Genomic DNA, 17,575 nt, shown 5'->3' with positions numbered 1-17,575 from the left:
CACCCTGCTGGTTGCGGGGGCCGGGCGGGATCGGGTGTTTCCCCTACTCCCCCCGACCCGGCGGTCCTGTCAGGTTCGCTGTGCGTACCCCTCGACCAAGGACGGGCGATGACCACGACCGAGAAGTCCACTGTGGACTCGGACCGGCGGCGGCTGCGCGGTTTCCGGCTGCTGTGGGGCGGGGACCTGGTGTCCCAGTTGGGCTCGCAGATCACCCTGTTCGTGCTGCCGCTGCTGGTGATCTCCACGCTGGGCGCCACGGCCACCGAGGTCGGCGTGCTGCAGGCGCTGTACACGGCCCCGTTCTTCGCGCTGCCGCTGTTCGCCGGGGTGTGGCTGGAACGGCGGGCGCGACGACCGGTGATGATCACGATGGATCTGTGCCGGGCGGCGCTGTTGCTGACCGTGCCGCTGGCGGCGTGGCTGGACGCGCTGACGCTGACACAGCTGTACGTCGTGGCGCTGGCCGTGGGATCGATGAGCGTGGTGTTCGACATCGCGGCGGCCAGCTACCTCCCGCGCCTGGTCGCGGCACAGCACCTGGACTCGGCCAACAGCAAGCTCAGCGCGGACCAGGCGGTCGGCTCGGTGGTGGGGCCGGGGATCGCGGGGTGGCTGAACGGCATCGTCGGGTCCGCGTCCACCGTGGTCCTGGACGCGCTGTCGTACGGGGTGTCGGCGGTGTGCCTGCTGGGAATCCGGCATCGGGAGGTGCCCACCGCGCCCGTGCGGCGGGACGTGCGGCGGGAGCTGGTGGACGGGTTGCGGGCCGTGTTCGGCAACCGCCACATCCGGTCCATCGCCGTGCACGCGGCCATCTACAACGCCGGCATCGAGCTGGTCACGGTCGGGTTCCTCGTTCACTTCGTCCGGGATCTCGGGCTGGGCAGCGGGTTGTACGGCGTGGTCATGGTCGTGGGCGGGCTCGGCGCGGTCTGCGGCGCGCTGCTCGCGCCCGCGGTCATCGCCCGGGTCGGGTACGGCAACACCTTCCTGGCGGCGCTCGTGCTGTCCACCACGTCGTACTTCCTGCTGCCCTGGGCTGCCGGGTCGGCGGCGCGGGCCACCTCCCTCGCCGCGCTCGGCTACTTCCTCGGCTGCGTGGGCTCCGCCACGGGCAGCGTGGTCTCGGTGACCCTCCGGCAGCGCCTCACCCCGCCGCACCTGCACGCCCGGATGACCGCCACCTATCGGCTCATGAACTCCGGGGCCGTTCCCGTGGGCGCGGCCCTGTCGGGCGTGCTGGTGGACTCGTGGGGGGCGGGCGGCGTGCTGTGGATCGCGCCGGTCGTGCTCATGGCCTCGGCACTGCCCGTGGTGTTCGGGCCGGTGCGGTCGCTGCGGACGCCCTGAGCCGTCCGGCGGGACAGCCGGCCGGGACCGCGGCCGGCCAGCGGCACACCTCGCGCGACAGGGTCGGGGCGGGCGGGCGGGAACCCCGGCGGGTCACGGTGATCACGACGTCGTCGACCGGGCCCGCGGCGCGGAAGAACTCGGCCAAGGAGACCCGGTCCGCCGCGTCGACCGGGATCCCCGCCGCGCCGTCGACGGTGGCCGCGGCGGCGGCGAGCCGCTCCCGGTCGCGGCCGCCCAGGGTGACCCGAGCACCGCGGTCGACGGCCAGGCGCGCGGTCGCCAGGCCGATACCCGCGCTGCCACCCAGGACCACCACATGCCGCTGAACCGTGGGGCTCGTGATCGCTCTCCTCGTCACCGGGACTGGTGCGACCCGGTGTCGTCACCCGCGGATCCGCGAACGGGACGAATCAGACCGATCCGCGTGCTCGTCCCCAGATGTGCCCGGCAGATCGCGGATTTCCGCACCACCGGGCCGGGGATGCGAGGAATCCTCCAGCCGCCGGGTCCGGACCGGGCGCGGGTTCGGGCGTGGCTGACCAGACGGCGGACCTGCTGGTGGGCCGGGCGCGCGGCGGTCCACGGCCGCGCGCGCCACACCGCGGTGGCCCCCGTCTGGTTCCCGCGCCCCGGAGGTCCTTCGAGGTCAGACCAGGAGCCCGGGCGCCGCGTCCTCGCCCGGCGCCTGTGACCGGGCGGCCGCCGGGGTCCCGCCCAGCTGGCCGCGGGCCAGTTGGCGGATGGTGTGTTCACCCAGGACCAGGTCCACCGGGAGTTCCACGCCCATCTCCCTGGCACGCATGACCACCCGCACGGCGCGCAGCGAGTTGCCGCCGGAGGCGTAGAACTCCTGGTGCACGTTCACCGTGTCGACCTCCAGGATCTCCGACCACAGGCGGGTCAGCAGCAACTCCACCGGGGTGCGCGGGGACGGGTCGCCGGCCTCCGCCGCCGGTGGGCTGGCCGGGTCCTGCGGCAGCGGGGCGTCCGCCAGGGGGCGGGCGTCGGCGATGGGGCAGGGCAGGTCGGTCAGGCGGGTGCTCGGGCTGGCCACCGCGGTGCGGAGGATCGTGGTGAGCGACTTCGCCGCCAGGGTGGCCGAGTCCGCGGTGAACAGGTCCGCGGCGAGGGTCAGGGTGCCGGTCAGGGCGTCCTGGTCTTCGGCGAGGTCCGCGGAGATGTCGAACTGGGCGGTGGCCGTGGACAGCGGGAGGGGCTCGATGGTCAGCCCCTGGATGCCGGTTGCGCTGGGCAGGCTGGTGTTGTTGATCGCCAGCATGGTTTGCACCAGGGGGAGCCGGCCCGCGCGGCGCTCCGGCTTCAGCTCCTCCACCAGAAGCTCGAACGGGACGTCCGCGTTGGCGTAGGCCCTCAGGCAGCGGTCCCGGACCTGGGTCAGCAGGTCCAGGAAGGTGGGGTTGTCGCTGAGGTCCAGCCGGATCGGCAGGGTGTTCACGAAGAAGCCCACCAGGGGTTCCAGTTCGACCTCGCTGCGGCCAGCCACCGGGATTCCCACCACCAGGTCGGTCTGGCGGCTCCAGCGGGACAGCATCGTCGCGTAGGCCGCCATCGCCACCATGGCTGCCGTCACGCCGTTCGGGCCCACCAGCCGGAACTGGCGGACCACCGCGGCCGGGACCCGCACCGGGACCGTGTGCGCGCCGGAGGTGGCCCGGGTGGTGTGGTCGGCGGGCAGGCGCAGTGCCTGGACGCCGTCCAGCTCCGTGCGCCAGTACTCGACCTGGTCGTTCAGCTCGCCGCTGTCCAGCTGCTCCTGCTGCCACACCGAGTAGTCCGCGTACTGGACGGTCAGCTCCGGCAGTTCGGCCGCCGGGTCGGCGTACCGGGTGATCAGTTCGTTCAGCAGCACCCCCATCGACCAGCCGTCGGCCACCGTGTGGTGCACGACGTTCAGCAGCACGTGCTCCCGCGCCGACAGGCGCAGGAGGTGGCAGCGCAGCAGGGGCCCTTCGGCCAGGTCGAACGGGATCGCCGCCAGTTCCTCGGCGCGGGCCACCGCGGCGGCCACGTCCCCGTCCACTGTGGACACCTCCAGCGCCACCGGTGCCGGGGCGCGGACCACCTGGACCACGTCGCCGCCCGCCAGGCGCAGCACCGTGCGCAGCACCTCGTGCCGCTCGACCACCGCGGTCAGCGCCCGGTTCAGCGCCTCGGTGTCCAGCGGGCCGCGCAGGTGCAGGGCCGCCGCCATCGTGTACAGCGGGGTGTCCGGCTGCACCTGCTCCAGCAGCCACAGCCGCTTCTGCCCGAAGCTGGCGGGCAGGACGTACAGGTCCTCGGTCATCGGGTTGGCTCCTGCGGGACGGTGGACGGGGCGGTGGACGGGACGGGGGCGCGGTAGCGGGAGCGGTCCACCCGGCGCAGGCCGGGACCGCTCGCCGGGCGCCGGGCGGTGCCCTCCCGGACGGCCCGTGCCATGGCGGCCACGGTCGGGGAGGCGAACAGCTTGTTCAGCGGCAGCTCGACGCCGAAGGCCGAGCGCACGCGGAGGATGAGCTGCGTGGCCAGCAGGGAGTGGCCGCCCAGGTCGAAGAAGTTGTCGGTGGTGCCGACGCGGTCCACGCCGAGCACCTCCTGCCACAGCAGCGCCAGGGCGCGCTCGGTGTCGTCGGCCGGGGGCACGTGCTCGCCCCCGGCGTCGGCCGCGGCGGGTTCGGGCAGCCGGCGGCGGTCGAGCTTGCCGTTGGGGCTCAACGGCCACTCGTCGACCAGCACGAGGTCGGTGGGCACCATGTGCGCGGGCAGCTTCTCCCGCAACGCCGCGCGCACCCGTGCCAGGTCGGGCGCTGGCGACGCGCGCAGCCAGGCCGCCAGGCGCGGGCCGGTGTGCGCGGTGTGCAGCCCGGCCACCGCCGAGTCCACGCCCGGCAGCGCGGTCAGCGCGGCCTCGATCTCGCCCAGCTCGATGCGCATGCCGCGCAGCTTCACCTGGTTGTCGATGCGGCCCAGGTACTCGATCGCGCCGTCCGGGCGCCGGCGCGCCAGGTCGCCGGTGCGGTACAGGCGCTCGCCTGGGTCGCCGAAGGGGTCCGGGATGAACCGGGCGGCGGTGAGCGCCGGCCGGTCGCGGTAGCCCCGGCCCACCGGCACGCCGCCGATCAGCAGCTCACCGGGCATGCCCGCGGGCACGGGCGCGAGGTGCTCGTCCACCAGGTAGATCCGGGCGCCGTCCACCGGGAAGCCGATCGGCACGCGGTGGCCGTAGCCGTCGCGGCAGTCGTACCAGGTGACGTCGACCGCGGCCTCGGTCGGGCCGTAGAGGTTGAACACCGGCACGTCCGGCAGCAGCCGCGCGCAGTCGTCGACCAGGCTCGCGGGCAGCTCCTCGCCGCTGCACACGATGCGCCGCAGCGCGCCGGCGCGGGCGAGATCGGGTGCGGTGAGGAAGGCGGCCAGCATGGACGGCACGAAGTGCGCGGTGCTGATCGACGCGGCGTCGATCAGCCCGGCCAGGTAGTCCGGGTCGCCGTGGCCGCCCGGCCGGGCCAGCACCACGCGGGCGCCGACCATGAGCGGCCAGAACAGCTCCCACACCGACACGTCGAAGCCGATCGGGGTTTTCTGCAGCACGCCCTCGCCCGGTGCGAGCGGGAAGGCCCGCTGCATCCACAGGAGGCGGTTGAGCGCGCCCCGGTGCTCGTTCATCGCGCCCTTGGGGCGGCCGGTCGAGCCGGAGGTGAAGATCACGTAGGCGAGGTCGCGCTCGGACACCTCGACGGCGGGCCGGGTCCTCGGCTGGGCGGCGATCAGCGCCGCGTCCCGCTTCGGGCAGACCAGCTCGACACCGTCCACGGTGAACTCGCCGCTGTCGCCGATCACCACGGCGGCGTGCGCGTCGGTGAGCATGCCCGCCAGGCGCGCGGCCGGGTAGCCGGTGTCCAGCGGCAGGTAGGCGCCGCCCGCCTTGAGCACGGCGACCAGCGCCACCATCAGCTCGATGCTCCTGGGCAGGCACACGCCGACCACGGTGTCCGGGCCGACGCCGCGCGCGCGCAGCAGGTGCGCGAGCTGGTTGGCGCGGCGGTCCAGCTCGGCGTAGCTGATCGCGGTGTCCTCGAAGCGCACGGCCTCGGCGTGCGGGGTGGCGTCGACCTGGGCCTCGATGTGCCCGTGCAGGGTGGCCGGCCCGGAGCGCGGCGCGGGCACGGCGGCGCCGCTGTGCCGGTCGACCAGCTCGGCGCGGTGCTCGGCGGTGAGCAGCGGCAGCCGCGACACCGGCAGCCCGGGCGCCAGTGCGGAGAGCACCAGGCGCAGGCTGTCGGTGAGCCGGGCGGTGGTCTCGTCGGCGTACAGCTCGCGGCTGTACTCGACGTGCCCGGTCCACCCGCCGTCCGGCAGCGGGGTCAGGTCCACGTTGAGGTCGAACTTGGCGGTCCCGGTGCTCAGCGGCACCACCTCCAGCTCGACCGCGCCCGCGGTGACCGGCCGGAACGGGGCCTCGTCGGTCTGGAACAGGTGCCGGACCAGCGGGGTGCGGCCACCGGCGTCGCGGGCCGGGCGCAGCTTCTCCACCAGGTGGTCGAACGGGATGTCGGCGTGGGACCGGGCGTCCAGCACCGCCGAGCGGACCTGGCGCAGCAGGTCCAGGACGGTCGGGTCGCCGGAGAGGTCCAGGCGCAGCGGCAGGGTGTTGACGAAGAACCCGACCAGGGGCGCGACCTCGGCGCGGGAACGGCCCGCGACGGGGATGCCGATGACCAGGTCCCGCTGCCCGGACCAGCGGCCGAGCACGGCGGCGAACGCGGTCAGCGCGACCACGAACGGCGTGGTGCGCTCGGCCTCGGCCAGAGCGGTCAGCGCGCGCCCGGCCTCGGGGGTCAGGGTGAAGGTGTGCGTGCCGCCGGCGAAGGTGGGTTCGGCGGGCCGGGCGTGGTCGGCGGGCACGTCGAGCAACGGCGCGTCGGCGAGGCGGTCGCGCCAGTGCGCGAGCTGCTGCTCCGCCGCGGGGGAGGCCAGCCACTCCTGCTGCCAGGCGGCGTAGTCGGCGTACTGCACGGGCAGCTCGGCGAGCACGGCCCCGGGGTCGCGGTAGCGGGCGACCAGCTCGCGCAGCAGGATCTCCAGGGACCAGCCGTCGCAGGCGATGTGGTGCACGGCGAGCACCAGCAGGTGCTCGTCCTCGGCTGCGCGCAGCAGGTGGGTGCGCAGCACCGGACCGGTGGCCAGGTCGAACGGCCGCACCGCCAGCCGGCGCGCCTCGGCCACGGCGTCGTCCACATCGGACACCGGCAGCTCGACGGGCGGCACCGGGCCGACGACCGCGACCGCGCCGCCGGTGTCGTCGGCGTGGTAGGTCGTGCGCAGCACCTCGTGCCGGGTCAGGATCGCGGTGAGGGCGCGCCGGAGCGCGCCGTGGTCGAGGGCGCCGCGGAAGCGGACGGCCGCGGCCACGTTGTACAGCGCGCTGCCGGGCTGGAGGCGGTCGAAGAACCAGAGCCTGCGCTGACCGTGGGACAGCGGGGCGGGCGCGGCCGGGTCGGGGCGGGCCTGGATCCCGGGCACGGCGCCGCCGAGGCCCTCGCGCTGTCGCAGCTGACGCAGCAGGGCCTTGCGGTCCTCGCTCAACCAGGCCGATCGCATGGCAGGGGCTCCCTAGCAGTTGGTGTACCGGTAGGTGCGGAGCAGCTCGGTCAGGCACTGGGTGCCGAACTCAAGGGCGTCCACGGGGATGCGCTCGTTCGCGCGGTGCAGCAGGCTGCGGTGGTCGCTGCCGGCCGGGAGCTGCATGGGCAGCCAGCCGTAGCAGCGGATGCCCAGCTGGGCGAACAGGCGCGCGTCGGTGGACGCCGGGGTGATCATCGGCAGCGGCACGGCGTCCGGGTCGGCCTTGGTGAGGATCTCGACCAGGCAGTCGTAGAAGTCGCCGAACTCGGGTTCGACCAGCTTGGCCGGATCGACCTTCGAGCCCTCCAGCAGCAGGTCCACCTGGACGTCCGCGCCGATCAGCTCGCGCAGCTCGGCGGTGAAGTCGGCCACGGAGAACTCCCCGGGCAGGATGCGCCCGTCCAGGTCGACCGAGATCTCGCCCGGCACCACGTTGATCTTCTCGGTGGTGCGCACGATGGTCGGGTTGACCGTGTGGCGCAGCACCGAGTCCAGGTACAGCGCCTCGGGCAGCGGCAGGCTGGCCGGGACGCCGTCGCGGACGTGGTCGGCGCGCAGCCTGCGCACCGCCTCGTCCAGCGGTTCCGGCAGCGCCGCGGCCAGGGTGGCCAGCATGCGGTCGGCGGCGGGGGTCTGGTGGCGGGGCAGGCGCACCCCGCTGAGCACGGTGAGCAGGCGGCCGAGCTTGGCCATCGGGGTGTCCGGCGGGGCCAGGCGCGAACCGTGGCCGCCCGGGCCGCGCAGGGTGATGCGCAGCCAGCACGCCCGCTTCTCCGCGACCACGACCGGGTGGAAGCGGCGGCCGCCGAGTTCGACGCCCGCGCCGCCCTCCTCGCCGATCGCGCAGCGGACGCCGGCGAACAGCTCCGGGTGGTTGTCCACCAGGTATCCGGCGCCGACGCGGCTGCCGTTCTCCTCGTCGGCCACCACGGCCAGCAGCACGTCCCCGGCGGGGCGTTCCCCGGCCGCGCGCAGGCGCATCAGGGCGGAGAGCATCATGGCCAGCCCGCCCTTCATGTCGATCGCGCCCCTGCCCCACACCTCGCCGTTGACGAGCAGGCCCTCGAACGGCGGGTAGAGCCAGTCCTGGCCGGTCACCGGGACCACGTCGGAGTGGCCGTGCAGCAGCAGCGGCGCGGCCTCGCCCCGGCCGGGGAAACGGGCGACGAGGTTCGTGCGGTCGTTGTCGGGGCCCAGGACCTGGACGTCGACCTCCGGGCACTGGGCCAGGATCTCGGCGATGTGGGCCACGCAGGCGCCCTCGTCACCGGGCGGGTTGGTGGTGTTGATCCGGATCAGCTCCTGGAGCAGGGGCACCGGATCGGTGGCTGGGGTCGTCACAACGTCTCCGTCTCAAACCGTGTGTGCGTTCGCGAGCAGGGTGGCCGCCAGGCGGCGCAGCCCGGCCGGGGTGCCGAGGGTGAGTGCGGTGACCGCGGCCCTGCGGTGGAAGACGCTCGCGTCGCACTCCTCGGTCAGCCCGCGCGCGCCGTGCAGGTGCACGGCCTCGGCGGCCGCTTCCCGGGCCAGGTCGGCGGCCAGGAACAGCGCCTGCGCGGCGGGCAGTCGCACGTCCGCGCCGGTTCCGGCGGCCCTGGCGGCGGTGCGGGCGAAGGTCAGCACGGCGGTGGTGCGCGCGGCGAGCGCGGCCAGCCGGTGCGCCAGGACCTGCTGGCGGGCCAGGGGCGCGCCAAAGGCCCGCCGGTCCTTCAGGTGCGCGGCGGACAGCTCCACGGCACCGCGCGCGATCCCGGCCAGGTGCGCGGCCAGCCGCAGCCGCGCGTTCGCGAGCGCGGTGGCGTAGTGCCCGCCCGAGGTGAGCAGCCGGGCCCGCGCACCGGTCAGGACCACCTCGTAGAGGTCGCCGCGGCCGAGGTCGTCCTGTCTGCGGGTGCGCACGCCCCGCTGCCGCACGGGCACCAGGGCCAGCACCGGTTCCTGGCCGCCGACGACGAGCAGGTGATCCACCTCGGCGGCGAAGGCGACGAACCGGCGCACGCCGGTGACCCGGTCCCGCGCCACGGTCAGCGCGGCCGGCTGGTCGGGTTCGTCGGTGCCGTGCTCGCGCATGGCCACGGCCAGGGTCAGCTCCCCGGCGGCGATCCGGTCCAGCTCGGCGCCGAAGCGCCCGTCCGCGGCGAGCAGCTCGGCGGCGAAGACGGTGTCCAGGAACGGGCTCTGGTACAGGCCGGGGCCCATCAGCTCGGCGGTGTCGAGCAGCCCGGGACCGCGCAGCCCGTCCAGCTCGGCCAGGGTGGCCCACACCGACTCGCGCACCTGCCTGTCCTCTTCGGACGGTCCGGCGCGGCCCGCGCCCCTGGGCCGCTCGCCCAGCCTGCGCAGGGTGGGGTTGAGGTCGGGGTGGAAGAGTTCGGCGACGGCGGTCATCAGAGCAGCCCCAGTCCGTTGGTCGCGATCAGCATGAGCATCACCTCGGAGGTGCCGGAGGCCAGCCGGTGCGAGGGCCCGAACCGGTAGCCGGCCTCCAGCTGGCCGAGTGCGGGCGCGTCGCCGTCCCAGGCGGTGAGCAGCGCGTCCATGCCGTCGATGTCGGCCGCGGCGGTCAGGATCGGCTGGAACAGCTCGGTGACGTACCACTTGGACATCGCCGAGGCGACCGGGTCCGGGTTGTGCTCGCCGAGGTCGCGGACCATCTGCCAGGCCAGGGCGTGCCCGGCGCGCAGCTTCGCGTCCAGCTCGGCCAGTGGGATGGCGTAGGCCGGGTCGGCCAGCCGCCCGGTCTCGGCCGCGCGCCGGAGCACGAGGTCGAGCAGGCGGCGGGCCTTGGCGTGGAAGTCGATGCCGGTGCGCTCCAGCTGGAGCATCTCGTTCATCAGCGCCCAGCCGTCGTCCACGCGCCCGATCACGTCGGCCTCGGTGAGCCGCACGCCGTCGATGACGACCAGGTTGAACCGGTCGTTGGCGTAGCTGGGCACGGGTTCGACGTGCACGCCGGGTGAGCGCAGCGGCAGCAGGAACAACGTGATGCCGTGCATGCCCACCGGGCTGTCGCTGGTGCGGGCCGCGCACAGCGCCACGTCGCCGTACTGGGACTTCATGTTGTAGACCTTGCTGCCGGACAGGCGCCAGCCGTCGCCGTCGCGCACCGCCCGGGTCCGCAGCGCGGCCAGGTCGGAGCCGGCCTCGGGCTCGGTGAAGAGCACGGTGGCGATGCGCTCCCCCGCCGCCAGGGCGGGCAGGTGCGCGCGCTTCTGCTGCTCGGTGCCCTTGAGCAGCAGGAACAGGCCGACGATGTCGATGCTGAGCACGTGCACGTCGTCGGGGATGCCCGCCAGGGTCATCTCCTCGGTGACGATGGCCGCCTCGACCGCGCCGAGCCCGGCGCCGCCGTACTCCACCGGCCAGTTCGGGGCCAGCCAGCCCCGTTCACCGAGCCAGCGGTAGACCGGCAGCAGCGCGGCCTCGGTGCCCACCGGGTAGCCGGCGATCTCCTCGGCGAGTTCGCGCACCCGGTCCTCGGCGAAGAAGGCCCGCACCTGGCGGCGGAACTCCACCTGCGCCGGGGTGAGCACCGGGTCGTGGTCGAGCAGGGACGCGCTCATCCGTCCACCTCCCGCAGCAGCCGCAGCAGCTCCTCGTCGTCGACGCCGGCGATCTCCTCGGCCTCGACCAGCTCGGCGAGCTGGGCGATGCTGGCCTTGGTGAACAGGTCCTGCAGTTGGAGGCTCACGCCGAAGGCGTCGCGGATGCGCGAGGCCAGCCGCGTGATCGTGAGCGAGGTGCCGCCCTCGGCGAAGAAGTTGTCGTGCACGTCGACCGGCGCCTGCTCCGGCAGGCCGAGCAGCTCGCGCCAGATGACCGCCAGGGTCTCCTCGGTGGGGTTGCGCGGTGGCACGGACTCGCGGACCGCGGCGCGCACCCCGGGCTCGGGCAGGCGGGTGCGGTCGAGCTTGCCGCTGGCCGTGCGGGGCAGTTCGGGCAGCACCGTGAACACCGCGGGCACCAGGTAGGCGGGCAGCTCGCCGGTGAGGTGCCCGCGCAGCTGCTCGGTGTCCAGCCACTGTCCGTCCACTGTGGTCAGGTAGGCGAGCAGGCGGGCCTCGGCGCCGTGGTGCCGGCCGATCACCACGACCTCGTCGACCGCCGGGTGCTGCTTGATGACGTGCTCGATCTCGCTGGGCTCCACGCGCAGGCCGCGGATCTTGACCTGGTTGTCCACCCGGCCGACGAACTCCAGGTCGCCGTTGGCGCGGCGGCGCACCAGGTCACCGGTGCGGTACAGGCGGCTGCCGGGGGGCCCGAAGGGGTCCGGGACGAACTTCTCCGCGGTCCGCCCTGGCTGGTTGGCGTAGCCCCGGGCCACGCCGACCCCGCCGATGTGCAGCTCACCGGGTACGCCGACCGGCACCAGGTTCCCGTGCTCGTCGAGCACGTGCGCCTGGTAGTTCGCCAGGGGCGCGCCGATGGGCGGCATCGCGGTGTGCTCGACCTTCGGGCAGCGGTGGTCCACGCACGCCACGGTCGCCTCGGTGGGGCCGTAGCCGTTGTGGAACTCGCGGCCCGGGGTGTTCCACCGGTTGACCAGCTCGCCCGGGAAGGCCTCCAGGCCGACGAACAGGGCGCGCAGGTCGGGGAACGCGGTCGGGTCGAGCAGGCCGAGCACGGCGGGCGGCAGGTCGGTGACGGTGACCCGCTCGGCGCGCATCAGCTCGGTCAGGCCGGCCGGGTCCAGCAGGGTGCGGCGCGGGGCCGCCACCAGGGTGGCGCCGGAGCACAGGGCGGCGAAGAAGTCGAACAGGCTGACGTCGAAGGCGGGGTTGGCGAACTGGAGCACGCGGTCGCCCACGCCCAGCCGGAACTCCTCGATGATGCCCGCGGTGAAGTTGACGATGGAGCGGTGCTCGACCTGCACGCCCTTGGGGCGGCCGGTGGAGCCCGACGTGAAGATCAGGTAGGCCAGGTTGTCCGGCCGGGCGGTGACCGGCGGGCGCCGCGCGGACTGCTCGCCGAGCGCGTCCAGGCAGATCGCGGTGACGCCGTCGGGCAGCGCGCCGGCGCGGTCGGTGGTGGTGACCACCAGGGTGGACCGGGCCTCGGCGAGCACCAGCTCCCAGCGCGCGGCCGGGTGGTCCGGGTCCAGGGGCAGGTAGGCGCCGCCCGCCTTGTGGATGCCGAGGAAGGCCGTTGGCAGGCCGGGGCCGCGCTCCAGCAGCACGCCGACCACGGTCTCCGGCCCGACACCGTTGCCGCGCAACGCCCAGGCGAGCTGGTTGGCGCGGGCGTCCAGCTCGGCGTAGGTCAGCCGGGTGCCCTCGAACCGGGTGGCCACCGCGTCCGGGTATCTGTCCACAACGGACTCGAACAGCTGGTGCAAGGTGCTGTCGGGCACCGGGCGCGCGGTGTCGTTCCAGGTGCCGGTGAGCGCCTCGCGCTCGGCCTCGGTCAGCACCGGCAGCTCGCTCAGCCGCGGCGCGGTGCTCGCGGCGACGGCGGTGAGGATCTCGGTGTAGTGGTCGAACAGCCGCTGGATGCGGTCGGTGTCGAACAGGTCGGTGGAGTACTCCGCCCACAGGCGCAGGCCTTCGGGGATCTCGGTGAGCTGCACGGCCAGGTCGAACCGCGCGGTGCCCAGCTCCATGTCGAAGGTCTCGGCCTCGATGTCCCCGACCGTCGCCGACTCCACGGTGGCGTGCTGCAGGGTGAAGCAGGTCTGGAACAGCGGGTTGCGGCTGGGGTCGCGGTCCGGGCGCAGCTCCTCGACCAGGCGACCGAACGGCAGGTCCTGGTGGAAGTGCGCGCCGAGCACGGTCTCGTTGACGCGGGCCAGCAGCTCCCGGAAGCTCGGGTCGCCGTGCACCGAGGTGCGCAGCACGAGCGTGTTGGCGAAGAAGCCGACCAGGCCTTCGACCTCGGGGCGGGTGCGGCCGGCGAACACCGAGCCGAGCACGATGTCCTCCTGCCCGGTGTAGCGGGCCATCAGCGCGGTGAACGCGGCCAGCACCACGGTGAGCAGGGTGACGCGCTCCTCGCGGGCCACCGCGTTGAGCCGGTCGCGCAGCGCCGGCGGCAGCAGGGTCTGCAGGGTCGCGCCCGCCTGGCTGGGGGTCACCGGCCGAGGCCGGTCGGTGGGCAGGTCCAGGGTGGGCAGGTCGGCGAGGCGCTGGCGCCAGTAGGCCAGCTGCTTGTCCAGGACCTCGCCGGTGAGGTGGCCGCGCTGCCAGACCGCGTAGTCGGCGTACTGCACCGGCAGCGCGGGCAGCAGCGCCGGCCGGTGCTGGCGGCGGGCCTGGTACAGCTCGACCAGTTCGGTGGTGACGATGCCGGTGGAGGCGCCGTCGGTGGCGATGTGGTGGGTGTTCAGCACCAGCACGTGCTCGCGGTCGCTGAGCTTGCCGAGGGCCGCGCGCAGGACGGGACCGCGCTCCAGGTCGAAGGGCTGCTGGGCGAACGCGGACACCCAGTCCTCGACCTCGGTGCGCGAGGCCCCGGTCAGGTCGGTCACCGGCAGCGGCACCGACTCCGGCGCGGGCTCGATCTCCTGGTAGGGCACGCCGTTCTCGACCGGGTAGCGCGTGCGCAGCACCTCGTGCCGCGCCACCAGGTCGGTCAGCGCGCCCTGGAAGGCCGTGTGGTCCAGCTCGGTGCGCAGCAGCAGCGCGACCGGCGAGTTGTACACGGCCTGGCCCGGCGCCCACTGGTCCAGAAACCACAGCCGCTGCTGGGCGAACGACAGTGGCAGCGCCCTGTCGCGCGGGACCGGGGTGACGGTGTCGCTGGTGGCGCGCAGCGACTTCTGCTGCTTCTCCCGCAGCGCGAGCAGTGCCTTGCGGGTGTCCGCGAGGCTGCGCCCAGCGGGCCGCACCGGACTCGACATCAGTGGCTCCCTGCCAGTTCGGCCACGCGCACGCGGGTCCCGGCACCGGCGAGCGCGTTGCTCACCGGGCTGTCGCCGCGTCCGTCGGCGATGACTACCGTGCCCACGCCGCCCAGGAGGGCGTCGCGGGCGGCTTGCAGCTTCACGGTCATGCCGCCGGTGGCCTCCGCGCCGACCGGACCCGCCGGCGGCACCCGGAAGTCGGGCAGCAGCGTGCGCTCGTCGGTGTGGTCCGCCAGCACCCCGGGCGCGGCGGTGAGCAGCACCAGGGTCGCGGGGACCACTGTGGACAGCGCGGCGGCGATGGCCGCGGCGGCCCGGTCGGCGTCCACGTTGACCGGCTGGCTGTCCTCACCCAGCGCGGGCGGGGACACCACCGGCACGATCCCCCGGTCGAGCAGCGTGGTCAGGATCGCGGGGTCCACGGCGCGGATGCGGCCGTTGTGGTCGTCGCGGACGACCACGGTGCGCCCGTCCAGCACCGCCCGGTGGGTGGCGGTGCGCTTGGCGCGCAACAGGTTGCCGTCCATGCCGGTCAGGCCGGCGGCGCGGGCGCCGTGCCGGGCGAGCGCGGCGACCAGACCGGGCTTGATCTTGCCGGCCAGCGCCATCAGCAGCACCTCCAGCGTGGCCGGGTCGGTGTAGCGGCTGGAGGAACCGCTCGGGGTGGTCAGCCTGCGCTGCGGCACCCCGAGCCGCCCGGCGAGCTGGTCCGCGTCGGCCGCGCCGCCGTGCACCAGCACCACCGGTCCGCCGGCGGCGGACAGCGCGGCCAGGTCGCGGCAGACCGCCTCCCGGTCCAGCGTGCGGCCGCCGCCGCACTTCACCACGGTGACGTGGTCGGTCATGATGATCTCCCTGGGTCGCGGTGCGGACACCGGCTCAGACGGGGTGCAGCCCCGGGAAGCCGAGGCCGAGGCGCTCGTCCCAGCCCATCCGGATGTTCAGGCTCTGCACGGCGTTGCCCGAGCCGCCCTTGACCAGGTTGTCCAGGGCGCCGACGACCAGCAGCTCGCGGGTGTCCGCGTCGAGGGCGAAGCCGACGTCGCAGAAGTTCGAGCCGAGCAGGATCTTCGGTTCGGGCAGGCGGTAGTTGCCGCGCTTCTGGGCCACCACGCGCACGAACGGCTCGTCGGCGTACGCGGCGCGGTAGGCCTTGCGGATGTCGGTCTCGGTGACGCCCGCCCGCACCTGCGTGCGGCAGAGCACCTGCACCCCGCGCACCGCGTCCACGCCGGTGGCGGTCATGCGCACGGTCAGCCCGGTGGCCTGGCTGATCTCGGCCTGGTGCCGGTGGCCGAGCGGGGCGAACACGCGGAGCACGTTGGCGCGTTCGGCGTGCAGGTTCATCTCGCCGGCGGAGGCGCCGGATCCGCTGGAGCCGACGCGACCATCCACGGTGACCGGTCCGTCGATGAACTCGACGAGCGGGCGCAGGCCGAGGATGCCCGCGGTGGCCATGCAGCCGGGCACGGACACCAGGTTCGCGGTGCGCAGGGCCGCCCGGTCGACCTCGGGCAGGCCGCGGGTGGCGGTGCCGAGGAGGTCCGGGGTCGGGTGCGCGCCGTAGTGCTTGGCGAACAGGGCCGGGTCGGTGAGCCGGAGGTCGGCGCTGAGGTCGAAGACCAGCTTGGCGCGGCTCGCCAGGGCGGCCCGCTGGGCCGGATCGTCCAGGCCGGAGCTGGCGAAGAACACCGCGTCGCAGTCGGGCAGGGCGTCGGGGCTGCTGTGGACGAGGTCGGTCAGGCCGCGCAGGTTCGGGTGGCTGCCGTCCACCCGCCTGCCGGCGAGCCGGGCGGAGGTACTGGCCACCACCTCCACCTCGGGGTGGCCGAGGAGGAGCCGGAGGAGTTCACCTCCGATGTACCCGGCTCCCCCGACGATCGCGGCGCGGATCACTCGCCCCAGTCCTCCTCGGCCTCGGGCGCGACCGCGATGATCAGCGGGTCGACGGAGACGACCTCCAACTCGCCCGCGCACTCACCGCACTCGATGATCTCGTTGAGTTCCGGGGGTGCGGCGAAAGCCACGTCCGCCGCGCATTCCGGGCAAGACTGAACGCTCACTTCAGCATTCCTCCCGCATTGTCCGTCGATGATTCCGACGGATTCAGGACCAGACGGAAACAGAATGGCCGAAACCGGGCTCCGGCCGGGAGTAGGGGATTTCCCCTACGCGAGCACGCGGTCGATCTCGGTCAGCACGAGTTCGTGCTCGGTGAGCAGCCGCTGGGCGCGGCGGCGCAGCGACGGCACGGCCGCGGCGCGGTCGGCGCGGCAGGTGGCCACGGCGATGCGCAGGGCCGCCCAGTGGTGGCAGACCCGGTCGACCAGGCGCGCGCACTCCAGCAGGCGGTGGTCGTCGAAGCGCCGCCCCGCCATGGCCAGGTACTCGGCGTGCAGGCCGGCGACGGCGAGCACCGGGCCGATGACCACGAACATCTCGTCGACCAGGCCGGCGTCGTCGGCCAGGGCGTCGATGGTGCTGGTCAGGAAGGTCCGCAGGCCGCTGAGGCCGCTGGTCGCCCGGTCGGCCGGGTCGGTGAAGCCGCGCTGGTTCTCGGTCAGCACGTGCCGGAAGAAGTCCTGGTCGAAGGCGGGTTGCCGGTCCTCGACGGTCAGCTCCAGCCAGCGGTTGCCGATCGGGTTGGCGGTGAAGAACAGGTCGCGGTCGTGCTTGACCGGGTTGCCGGAGTCGCGGGCCGCGGTGAACTCGGCGAGCGGGACGGCGCCCTGGAACGCGGGCGGCACCGGGTCGGCGACCAGCACCTGCCCCGCCTCGTCGTCGAAGCCGTAGACGGTGAGCAGGTGGTTGGTGTGCACGTCCCGGTAGGCGGGGCGGAACGGCAGGTGGAAGTTGTCCGCGGCCACCGCGACCGGCCGCCCGGCGAGCAGCTGCGCGCGCACCTCACGCCAGCCGGTCTCGGCGTCGGCGGGGGTGTGCCAGCGGGAGCTGATCCGGTGGTGCGGGGCCAGGCCGGTGAACAGCGACTCGGCCGCGCCGGGCAGGTAGTACTCTTCCCGCCGCAGGTCACCGGGGTAGTGAAAGCCCCACCAGGCGCCGAGCACCTCGATCGGGTCCAGGCCGTGGTGGTCCAGCAGCACACCCGCGGTGGTGTGCAGGCAGTGCCCGAGGTCGTGCCGCCAGTAGCGGACGGGGGCCAGCTCAACTCGCACGACGGGCCTCCAGGTCGGTGCCGAGGGTCAGGGCGAAGACGTGCATCGCGGGGTTGTCCGGCAGCCGCACCGCGGTGATCTCCCCCGGCACGGTGACCGGGACGCGCTGCTGCCAGATCGAGGGGGCGTGCGCGGGGTGGGTGTGCCTCGGGTAGCGCATCGCTGAGGTGCGGAAGGCCAGCGGCTCGCCGAACCGGGCCTCGGTCTGCGGCCAGAAGTCGGACATGCGCAGCCACTCGGCGCGCACGGTGCCGTCCCGGTAGTGCAGCAGCACCTGGTCCTCGGTCCGCCGCTCGGCCGCGCCGAGCAGGTACAGCCAGTCGTAGTCCCCGGGCGGCACCGGCACGAGCTGGCCCCGGCACCGGATGTTGTCCCCACCCGGCGCGGGCCGGGCGGGAAACTCGAAGGGGACGCCGGCGACCGGTACGAGGCTGCCCGGCTCGGGCAGCTCCTCGGCCGGGAAGGTGTTCGACCAGATGTTGAATCCGTAGTCCCCCTCGGTTCCTGGCGGTTGGATTCCGCGGTTGTCGCAGAGCGCGGAAATGTCGACGACGGTGTTCTTCAAATCATCACACTCGCGTAT

At 74.0% G+C, this 17,575-nt stretch carries 13 protein-coding genes; 1 reads left to right on the top strand and 12 read right to left on the bottom strand.

Annotation, left to right across the window (positions count from 1 at the left end; genetic code table 11):
• The first annotated feature begins 108 nt into the window (after positions 1 to 108).
• On the top strand, positions 109 to 1,353 hold the full coding sequence (locus LX83_RS19060; RefSeq protein ID WP_253773240.1) for an MFS transporter: 1,245 nt from the start codon (positions 109 to 111) through the stop codon (positions 1,351 to 1,353).
• Here the strand turns inward: LX83_RS19060 and LX83_RS19055 are convergent.
• From LX83_RS19055 to LX83_RS19000, 12 genes are all read right to left on the bottom strand, one after another.
• Entirely contained in the window at positions 1,295 to 1,672 is a 378-nt protein-coding gene (locus tag LX83_RS19055; RefSeq protein ID WP_253773238.1) for an SDR family NAD(P)-dependent oxidoreductase, read from the bottom strand. The genes LX83_RS19060 and LX83_RS19055 overlap by 59 nt on opposite strands.
• Positions 1,673 to 2,002: 330 nt before the next feature.
• Entirely contained in the window at positions 2,003 to 3,661 is a 1,659-nt protein-coding gene (locus tag LX83_RS19050; protein WP_253773236.1) for a condensation domain-containing protein, read from the bottom strand.
• Positions 3,658 to 6,957 carry an amino acid adenylation domain-containing protein gene (locus tag LX83_RS19045; protein ID WP_253773234.1) on the bottom strand — a complete coding sequence of 1,100 codons (3,300 nt, stop codon included), beginning with the start codon at positions 6,955 to 6,957 and terminating at the stop codon, positions 3,658 to 3,660. Before LX83_RS19045 ends, LX83_RS19050 begins: the two co-directional genes overlap by 4 nt.
• A gap of 12 nt (positions 6,958 to 6,969) precedes the next feature.
• On the bottom strand, positions 6,970 to 8,322 hold the full coding sequence (locus LX83_RS19040; RefSeq protein ID WP_253773233.1) for a M20/M25/M40 family metallo-hydrolase: 1,353 nt from the start codon (positions 8,320 to 8,322) through the stop codon (positions 6,970 to 6,972).
• 12 nt (positions 8,323 to 8,334) lie between these two features.
• Positions 8,335 to 9,369 carry an acyl-CoA dehydrogenase family protein gene (locus tag LX83_RS19035; protein ID WP_253773231.1) on the bottom strand — a complete coding sequence of 345 codons (1,035 nt, stop codon included), beginning with the start codon at positions 9,367 to 9,369 and terminating at the stop codon, positions 8,335 to 8,337.
• Positions 9,369 to 10,544: an acyl-CoA dehydrogenase family protein gene (locus tag LX83_RS19030; protein WP_253773229.1), complete on the bottom strand. Its 1,176-nt coding sequence runs from the start codon at positions 10,542 to 10,544 to the stop codon at positions 9,369 to 9,371. The genes LX83_RS19035 and LX83_RS19030 overlap by 1 nt, the downstream gene beginning before the upstream one ends.
• On the bottom strand, positions 10,541 to 13,816 hold the full coding sequence (locus LX83_RS19025; protein ID WP_253773227.1) for a non-ribosomal peptide synthetase: 3,276 nt from the start codon (positions 13,814 to 13,816) through the stop codon (positions 10,541 to 10,543). Before LX83_RS19025 ends, LX83_RS19030 begins: the two co-directional genes overlap by 4 nt.
• Positions 13,816 to 14,664 (bottom strand): [LysW]-aminoadipate kinase, encoded by an 849-nt coding sequence (locus LX83_RS19020; protein WP_253773225.1) that lies wholly within the window; start codon positions 14,662 to 14,664, stop codon positions 13,816 to 13,818. The genes LX83_RS19025 and LX83_RS19020 overlap by 1 nt, the downstream gene beginning before the upstream one ends.
• A gap of 34 nt (positions 14,665 to 14,698) precedes the next feature.
• A complete protein-coding gene (gene argC, locus LX83_RS19015) occupies positions 14,699 to 15,715 on the bottom strand; it encodes an N-acetyl-gamma-glutamyl-phosphate reductase (protein ID WP_253773223.1) in 1,017 nt (338 codons plus the stop codon).
• On the bottom strand, positions 15,712 to 15,882 hold the full coding sequence (lysW, locus tag LX83_RS19010; RefSeq protein WP_253773221.1) for a lysine biosynthesis protein LysW: 171 nt from the start codon (positions 15,880 to 15,882) through the stop codon (positions 15,712 to 15,714). The genes argC and lysW overlap by 4 nt, the downstream gene beginning before the upstream one ends.
• 105 nt (positions 15,883 to 15,987) lie before the next feature.
• Positions 15,988 to 16,992 (bottom strand): BtrH N-terminal domain-containing protein, encoded by a 1,005-nt coding sequence (locus LX83_RS19005; RefSeq protein WP_253773219.1) that lies wholly within the window; start codon positions 16,990 to 16,992, stop codon positions 15,988 to 15,990.
• Positions 16,982 to 17,557: a hypothetical protein gene (locus tag LX83_RS19000; protein WP_253773217.1), complete on the bottom strand. Its 576-nt coding sequence runs from the start codon at positions 17,555 to 17,557 to the stop codon at positions 16,982 to 16,984. The genes LX83_RS19005 and LX83_RS19000 overlap by 11 nt, the downstream gene beginning before the upstream one ends.
• Between the last annotated feature and the right edge of the window lie 18 nt (positions 17,558 to 17,575).

This window comes from Goodfellowiella coeruleoviolacea, from assembly GCF_024171785.1.
GTDB classification, from domain to species: Bacteria; Actinomycetota; Actinomycetes; order Mycobacteriales; family Pseudonocardiaceae; genus Goodfellowiella; species Goodfellowiella coeruleoviolacea.
The sequence above is the reverse complement of the archived record's forward strand: the minus strand, read 5'-3'. Positions and strand labels throughout refer to the sequence as shown.